Below are 8041 nucleotides of genomic sequence, written 5' to 3' on the forward strand. Positions count from 1 at the left end.
CTCCTAAATACCATAAAACTCGCTTTTCTTTTGGATAACTTGGTTTTAAAGGCATATATTTGTTTATTAGTTAACAGTGTTACCCCTAAGTATACCAAGTGTTACCTATTAGTGTTAACTGTACAAGTATTTGACATTGTTTATTATTGTGCTATAATTTTTATATTCCATAGACAGTAGGTGCTCTTCGATTAACTCAGAGCTTAATTACCTACCGAGGAGATTAAAAAAGATTTGGTTTCTTTTTATGGTCTGTGGAAAACACAGATTTTTTATATACTAATAAAATACTAATATACGAATATTTGAATATGTACAAATATACTAATGAAATACTAATATTCTAATGAATGTTAATAAAATTAAAATTTTAAATTAATAACATAAACATATGGCAAAAAATAAAGTACAGAAAGAAGAAGCATTAAAAGAAGCCAAGGATAGACTTAAATCATCAAAGCTTACTATTATTACTTCTTATAAAAATTTACCAGTAAGTCAGGTTGAAAAAATTAGAAAAGAATTAAGAGAACAGGGTATTTTTTATAAAGTTATAAAAAAGACTATTTTGAAATTGGCAGCATCTGAAAATATTGATGAATCAGCTATAGATGATACAAAGGGTAATCTTACAGTAGCATTTGGAAATGATGAAGTTGCAGCTGCAAGAATACTTGCAAAATTTGCAAAAGAAAATGAAGGATTGGAAATACATGGTGGTTGGCTAGAAGATAAATTTATGAGCAAAAGCCAAGTAGAAGAATTATCAAAGATATTAAGCAAAGAAGAGTTATTGTCAAAACTTTTAAGAACAATGAACAACCCAATGACAGGATTTGTAAATGTATTAAGTGGCAATATGCGTGGACTTGTAAATGTTTTAAAAGCTATATCTGAAAAGAAATAATATAATAATTAATTAATAATTAATCCTGCCTAAGCTTCGCTTCGGTGGGACAAGTAAAAATATGACAGAAGAAACAATCCCTACAAAGTTTAAATCTATTGTAGAAGAAATTGAAAAAATGTCTGTACTAGATCTTTCAGAACTAGTAAAGATATTAGAAGAAAAATTTGGAGTTTCAGCAGCTGCTCCTATGATGATGGGTGCTATGCCTACTGCTACAGCAGAAGCTGTAGAAGAAAAAGACTCATTTGATGTAGAACTTACAGAATGTGGCGCAAACAAAATTGGTGTTATAAAAGCAATTAGAAATTTGACTCAATTAGGTCTAAAAGAGGCAAAAGACATTGCTGATCAAGCACCAAAGGTTGTTTTAGAAGGTGCAAACAAAGAAGTTGCAGAAGATGCAAAGAAACAATTAGAAGAAGCTGGTGGAAAAGTAACTTTGAAATAAGCTTTTTTTCTATACAAAAAAACCATCCCACTAAGCGGGATGGTTTTTTGATATCTTAAAGTTTTAAAATTTAAATTCCAATATGCTATTTTCAGATTGTATATATATTTTTTTAGCAGAACCATCTACTATAAAATTGTTCATATTTTTTATTGTAGGAAAATAATATTGATTTATAAGAGCTCCATCTTTGTTTATTATTACTATTCTTTTACTGGTATTATCCATCAAATATACTTCTTGAATTGTTCTGTCTGTATATATTTTGTCTATATTTTTTACAATTGGGTCTATTAAGGTTATATTTATTGATTTTAAATCTCCACTATAAAATCTTATTATATTACCATCACTTGTTCCAAGATATATATCTCCATCTATTGTTATTGAAGTTGCTTTTGATATATCAGTGTTAGATTTTATCCAATTTTCTCCTTTAGAAAAATTTGTTTCACCCATAGTATGCTTGTATATTTGTTTGCTTTCTGAATCAAGTATATATAGTCTATTTCCATACATTTGTGCATCTTTTGTATTTTTGTAATTTGGATGTAGTGCTATATTCATTTCTACTTTTTCTCTAGTTTCTAAATTAATCTTTATTACTTTGTCATTTTCTAATATATATACAAATTCATCTTCTTTTGTGAATGTATCAATATTACCTTGACTTTGATACTCCAAAATAGTATTTAAATCTTTTGACTTGAGATTTAATTGATTTATAGTTTTGTTGTTTTTATTCGTCAAAATAATAGAATCTCCATATTTAAACATATTATCTGCTTTAAAATCCAATTCTTTAATAGAGTTAATGTCTGATACTGTTGTTAACTTTCTTATTTTATTTAATATTTCTGTAAATTTTTGTAATACATCATTGTATCTTTGTTTTTGTTCCTCAGTCTTTTGTGGTAATGAATTTATAAGTTCAGATATTTCGTTTAATTTTTCTTTTGCTTGGTTTTCATCTTTGTATATTCCAAGTAAATCATATTCTTCTTGTTTTTCTTCTATATTTTTAATGATTGTATTATATGTTTCTTCTATTTTTTTAGTTTCTTTTTTGCGATTGTTTATAAATATACTAATTGCAAAAATTATTAATATTAAAAGAGCCGTTAGTAATATTATTGTGTTTTTATTTGGTTTTTTTGAACCAAAGTTTTTTGTTTCTCCTTTTAATATAGCATTTGTTTGTAGTGAAAGATTATCATTTTGTTTAATCTTCTTCGTAAATATTTTTTTGCTAATTTTTATAATAATTTTAATAGGATATTTTAATACTTTCCAAAGAATAGATAAATATGTTTTTAGATAACTAAATATAGGTTTTATATTTAATTTTATATGAGGTTTTCTGATTTTTTTTGAAATTTTCGGTATTTTTTCTTGATTTTCTTTTAAAAGTTCTTGTTTTACAAAATCCATAACATCTTGTCCTGAATTTTCTTCTGTTTCTATATCACTTTTCCCTTTTGTTAATATATCTTTTGTTCTTTTTTGATTTTGAAGTAGTTTATCTATTGATTCTTTTGAATTATCTTTATTATATAATATATTTTTTACGTCCTCTTTTGTTTCTTCTTTGTCTTGGTTTTCAAATGGACATAATTTTACAAAAACAGAGCAAAAATTTTTATCTGTAATTTTATACAATAACTCTTTTAATTTTATGTTTATTCCGACGAATTCGTTTTCAGATATTATTTCTGATAATTTTTCCTCAGATATATAATCAAATAGAGTATCAGTCGTAAATATTAATGATTGATTTGGTTCTATGTTGCCACTTAGAATATTTGTAAAAATTTTATCTACTGTTGGCTTGTCTATTCCATCATCTAAGTAATCAAAAATATTTATTAATTCTTTATTATTTGTGGTCCAAGCAGAAATATTTCCAACAGGAGAAAAATATACTTCTTGTCTATAGATTATGGAAATCACTGCTTTGAATTTTTTTAGAAAATTATTATCTACTTCTGTTATGAGTGGTAAATTTTCGTTTACTTCTTCTAATATACTCTCTAGCATTGCTTCCTGTTCTACCAAGGTTGAATTATAATAAAGCTTGTGTATTCTTTGAACCAATAAATTTCCTAACTCTTTTGGGTTTTCAGTTGATTCAGGAAATTCAAGAAGAATCACAAGTTTACCTTTGTTCTTTTGATCTTTATTTGGAGAACCTGTGTATATAAACACATTTTCTGAATTTTCTTTAGATTTTAATATTAATTTATTTGTTTTTAGTACATATTTCATCTTGTTTGTAGTTCTTGTTTATTACCTAGAAATATTATACTATAAAAAGAGAATATTTTAAATTAAAATAGTTTCATTCTATGCTTGAACAATTATTTGGATCGCAAACAAGAACAAAACTTTTAAGATTGTTTTTTATTGAAAATAATAAAAGTTTTTTTGTTAGAGAAATTACAAGAAATATAAATGAAAGAATAAACTCAGTAAGAAGAGAGCTTGAAAATCTAGAAAAGTTAGGACTTCTAAAATCAGAAACCAAAGACTATAAGAAATATTACTCTTTGAATAATAATTTTATCCTTATTGATGAACTTAGAAGACTTGTGTTAAAATCTCGTGTATTATTAGAAAAAGAATATGCAAAGAAATTCAAGGATATAACGGGTATAAAATATTTAGCACTTACTGGTACTTTTGTAGATTTGAAATTAGAGACAATTACAGATATTTTAATTGTAGGAAAAACAAGTAAAGAAAAAATAGAAAAAGTAATTAATAAACTATCAGAAGAGTTTGTTTCCGAAATAAACTATACAATAATGGATATAAAAGAGTTTGAATATCGCAAAAAAATGGCAGACAAATTTCTTTATAATGTTTTGAAGAATAAAAAAATAGTTTTAATAGATAATTTAGGATTATCCAAAAAATCTAAATGATTTTATATATAAACACAAGTGTTAGAAATTTTTTAGAATTCGCCATAATAGAAAATGACGATGTTTTTTTGTTGAAAAGAAAAGTAAACCTTTTGCAATCAGAAAATGCTTTGTTTTTGTTGGATTTTATTTTGAAAAAATATAAACTTAATTTAAAAGATATTGAGAAAATTATAGTTAATCGTGGTCCAGGATCATTTACATCTGTTAGACTTGGTATAGTTATTGCAAATACACTCTCATATGGTCTAAAAACGCCTATTTTTGGCATAGAGAACGTAGAAATAACAAAGAAGGCAGATTATCTTGATTTACAAAAAAATGCTCAAAAATACGATTTTGTAAGGCCTTATTATGACAGGGAGCCAGACATTACCAAATCCAACAAGCTTGATAAAATTTTGAAAAGATAATGACTTCAAATAATAAAAAAATAGTCGCTGTAATAGGAGGCGGACCAGCTGGAATGATGGCTTCTATTATTGCATCAGAAAACAAAGACAATGATGTATATTTGTTTGAAAAAAACAATTCTCTTGGGAGAAAATTATTACTCACTGGAAAGGGGAGATGTAATATTACTAATTCAGAAACTGATATAAAAAAATTTATTTCTTTTTTTGGAAAAAATGGAAAATTTTTGCATCATGCCTTTAGTGTATTTTTTAATGAAGACTTATTGGATTTTTTTAGAAAAAAAGGAGTTCATTTTGTATATGAAAGAGGAAATAGGGTTTTTCCAAAAAGCGAGGACTCAAATGAAATTTTAAACGCATTGAAAAAATGTTTAAAAGAAAATAATGTAAAAGTAGAAACAAATAAATCTTTGATATCAATTGAAAAGAAAAAAGACAAATTTGTTTTGAAGTTCGGTAATTTAGATTTCATTGCAGATAAAGTAATAATTGCATGTGGAGGAAAATCATACCCTGGGACTGGCTCAACTGGTGAAATATTTAATATTTGTAAAAAATTGGGACACACGATAGTAAATCCTGTGCCATCTTTGGTGCCTATTGTGCTAAAGGAGCGATTTATTTCTAGATTAGAGGGATTGTCACTAAAAAATGTAAAAGTTTCTGTATCGAAGAATAATAAGGAAATAATATCACAGTTTGGAGATATGCTTTTTACTAATAATGGCGTTTCTGGTCCAATAGTTTTATCGCTTAGCAAATATATATGTCGTGAAGATTTAAAAAATTTGATTTTGACAATTGATTTGAAACCAGCTCTAAGTATAGAACAATTAAATATTAGAATTAGACGAGAAATGAATGACAAAAATATTATTTATAAGAATTTACTTAAATTATTATTGCCGAGCAATTTGATTCCAATATTTTTGGAAATATTAAATGCAGATGAAAATAAAAAAATAAAACATTTGAATAAAGAAGAAATTTCTGAGTTATGTAATTTATTAAAACATTTTGAATTTCATATAGATAGTCTTGAAAGTTTTGGGTATTCTATTGTTACATCAGGCGGTGTAAGTATAAAGGAAATGAGTCCTATGACAATGGAATCAAAAAAAATCCCAGGACTTTTTTTTGCTGGAGAGAGTATTGATATCGATGGAGAAACTGGCGGCTATAATCTTCAAGCCGCGTTTTCTACTGGATTTGTTGCTGGTAAATCCGCAAGTAGCTAATTTATATATCAGATTTGTTTATAAATATGTATTTTCCGGAATGTATGTTTCCAAGTTCTAAATTTCCAATTTGAATTCTTTTTAAATTTATAATTCCAGAGCCAACACTTTTTATCATTTCTCTTATTTGTCTTTTGCGACCTTCAAATATAGTAATTTCCAATTTTGTTTTGTCTATCAAATTTACTTTTGCTGGTTTTGTTTTCTTATCTTCTATAATTATGCCATCTCTTAGCATTTGAATTTGCTGTTTTGTAAGAGTTTTGTTTAGTATTACTTCGTATATTTTTTGAAGTTTGTATTTTGGATGAGTAATTTCTTCTATAAAATCTCCATCATTTGTCATTATAATAAGTCCTTCAGAGGTATAATCAAGTCTTCCTACATATTTCAAATTTTGAAATTCACTTGGCAATAAATCATATATAGTTTTTCTTTCATAATCATCTTGTTTTGTAACAATATAGCCAACTGGTTTATTGATTGCTATATATATTTTTTCTTGTTCATTTTTTAGAATTTTGTTTTTGTATTTTACTTCATCATTTTCATTTACTTGAGTTCCTAAATCAGAAATAATTTTGTTGTTTACAATAATTTCTCCATTTTTAACAAGCTCTTCAACTTTTCGTCTAGAGCCAAGATTACATTGTGCCAAAAATTTGTTTATCCTCATATATGAAATAATAACATTTTATGTTTAAAAAGAGAAAGCCTGTTGAGTTAAACTCAGCAGGCTTTCATTGTATTTTACTGAACAGGATTTTTTATCCTATCCAGCATTGATTTCGGGATACTTTCGTTTGAAAAAGGGCTTGGACCTTTTTCGTTAACGACTGGATTCCACCTCTGATAATATGCCTTATCCCAAGCAAGGCCATATATGGAACTTTTGGTCTGAAGATTTTCAAGGCAAGCTTGAAAGTAATTTGCCTGAATCTCTTCATTTAGAACAGCTCCATTGAGATAATTTTCATTATACATTTGTCCAAGGAAACCATTTCCAAGAGCTCCGTTATAACTTCCACAGGCAGTTTCGCCAATTATGACTTTTTTGCCATATTCGGTTGATCTTTGTTCCCATTTCTGAAAACTCGGAACAACACCTTGGCGAATTAGTGATATCGATGGATTATTCAAGTTTGATAATCCTTGAATGTACATTGTACATCCAAGATAATCAACCCTTGATTTGAGCTGGGAACACATGGTATCAAATTCATCAGTTCCTCCATAATGCCCATTTTTTGAATAATAGGTAATAGAACCGGAATATTTGGAATTGATTCCGGTGATAATATTGTCCCAGTACTGGGAGTATTGAGGAGTAGAAATCATTTCTAACTCCTGTCCGAAATTAAACAATTCTGCACCCATTGTTTGGGCAAGTTCGGCACAATCTTTAGTATATTGTGCGTATTCATTGAAGAATACGTCAATATAGTTTGGAATAAAATCGCACTTGCTTCCCTCACGTACTCCATGGCCGAGATAAATACACCAGCCAGAAGCGTCGTAAACAATAGGAAATAAGTCCAAAGCAAGCTGAACTTTCATACCAAGTCCATGTGCTATAGTAGATAGAGTAATTAATTGCTCATCGGTTAGGTTTCCCCAACCAGCGACACCATCATTGTTTAAATTTCTTCCAGCGAATTCTTCATAGATATGATCATTGAAGATATATCCGCCTTTGTATAAGGTGATACAGTTAACGCCTTTGGTTGCAAGGATTTGCATCCTTGTTGTGATAACATCAACCAACTCTTCTCTGCTAAACCTGTCATCCAGATAATATATCTGGGTGTTCATTATGATCAGCTTTTGGTCATTATGTTCTGGTTTGGTTGTTTTGTCACAACCCAAAGAGAGAATAGTTAACATTATTATCAATGACAAAATTATTGTCTTCATGAGTTCCTCCAGTTATTTTTTTGTGAATTTTTTATATTACTATATTTTTGTACATTAGTCAATGTTTTGTACAGTTAACACTAATAGGTAACACTTGGTATACTTAGGGGTAACACTGTTAACTAATAAACAAATATATGCCTTTAAAACCAAGTTATCCAAAAGAAAAGCGAGTTTTATGGTATTTAGGA

8 protein-coding genes and 1 other annotated feature are annotated in these 8041 nt (G+C 27.7%); of the genes, 5 read left to right on the plus strand and 3 right to left on the minus strand.

The features are described from left to right. The first annotated feature begins 149 nt into the window (after window positions 1–149). Window positions 150–284, plus strand: a sequence feature (ribosomal protein L10 leader region). A 107-nt stretch (window positions 285–391) separates the two neighbouring features. Further along, window positions 392–907 carry a 50S ribosomal protein L10 gene (rplJ, locus tag PHZ07_05430; GenBank protein MDD3285008.1) on the plus strand — a complete coding sequence of 172 codons (516 nt, stop codon included), beginning with the start codon at window positions 392–394 and terminating at the stop codon, window positions 905–907. Window positions 908–968: 61 nt separating this feature from the next. After that, window positions 969–1358 carry a 50S ribosomal protein L7/L12 gene (gene rplL, locus PHZ07_05435; GenBank protein MDD3285009.1) on the plus strand — a complete coding sequence of 130 codons (390 nt, stop codon included), beginning with the start codon at window positions 969–971 and terminating at the stop codon, window positions 1356–1358. A 63-nt stretch (window positions 1359–1421) separates the two neighbouring features. Here rplL and PHZ07_05440 read toward each other — a convergent pair whose 3' ends face one another. Continuing rightward, on the minus strand, window positions 1422–3623 hold the full coding sequence (locus PHZ07_05440) for a hypothetical protein (GenBank protein ID MDD3285010.1): 2202 nt from the start codon (window positions 3621–3623) through the stop codon (window positions 1422–1424). A gap of 80 nt (window positions 3624–3703) precedes the next feature. On the opposite strand from PHZ07_05440, the gene PHZ07_05445 reads away from it, so the two are divergent. The 3 genes from PHZ07_05445 to PHZ07_05455 are packed head-to-tail and all read left to right on the plus strand — an operon-like array spanning window position 3704 to window position 5936. Then, window positions 3704–4282, plus strand: a complete 579-nt coding sequence (locus tag PHZ07_05445; GenBank protein MDD3285011.1) for a hypothetical protein — start codon at window positions 3704–3706, stop codon at window positions 4280–4282. Further along, window positions 4279–4695 carry a hypothetical protein gene (locus tag PHZ07_05450; protein MDD3285012.1) on the plus strand — a complete coding sequence of 139 codons (417 nt, stop codon included), beginning with the start codon at window positions 4279–4281 and terminating at the stop codon, window positions 4693–4695. Before PHZ07_05445 ends, PHZ07_05450 begins: the two co-directional genes overlap by 4 nt. Further along, window positions 4695–5936, plus strand: coding sequence for an NAD(P)/FAD-dependent oxidoreductase (locus tag PHZ07_05455; protein MDD3285013.1), 1242 nt, complete (start codon window positions 4695–4697; stop codon window positions 5934–5936). The genes PHZ07_05450 and PHZ07_05455 overlap by 1 nt, the downstream gene beginning before the upstream one ends. A 1-nt stretch (window position 5937) precedes the next feature. On the opposite strand, the gene PHZ07_05460 is transcribed toward PHZ07_05455, so the two are convergent. Together PHZ07_05460 and PHZ07_05465 are read right to left on the minus strand one after the other, a co-directional pair. Next, window positions 5938–6612 (minus strand): pseudouridine synthase, encoded by a 675-nt coding sequence (locus PHZ07_05460; protein ID MDD3285014.1) that lies wholly within the window; start codon window positions 6610–6612, stop codon window positions 5938–5940. Between the two features lie 74 nt (window positions 6613–6686). After that, window positions 6687–7850 carry a hypothetical protein gene (locus PHZ07_05465; protein MDD3285015.1) on the minus strand — a complete coding sequence of 388 codons (1164 nt, stop codon included), beginning with the start codon at window positions 7848–7850 and terminating at the stop codon, window positions 6687–6689. Window positions 7851–8041: the final 191 nt, after the last annotated feature.

It is taken from the genome of Patescibacteria group bacterium, assembly GCA_028692545.1.
In the GTDB taxonomy this organism is placed as follows: domain Bacteria; phylum Patescibacteriota; class Patescibacteriia; order UBA1558; family S5-K13; genus STD2-204.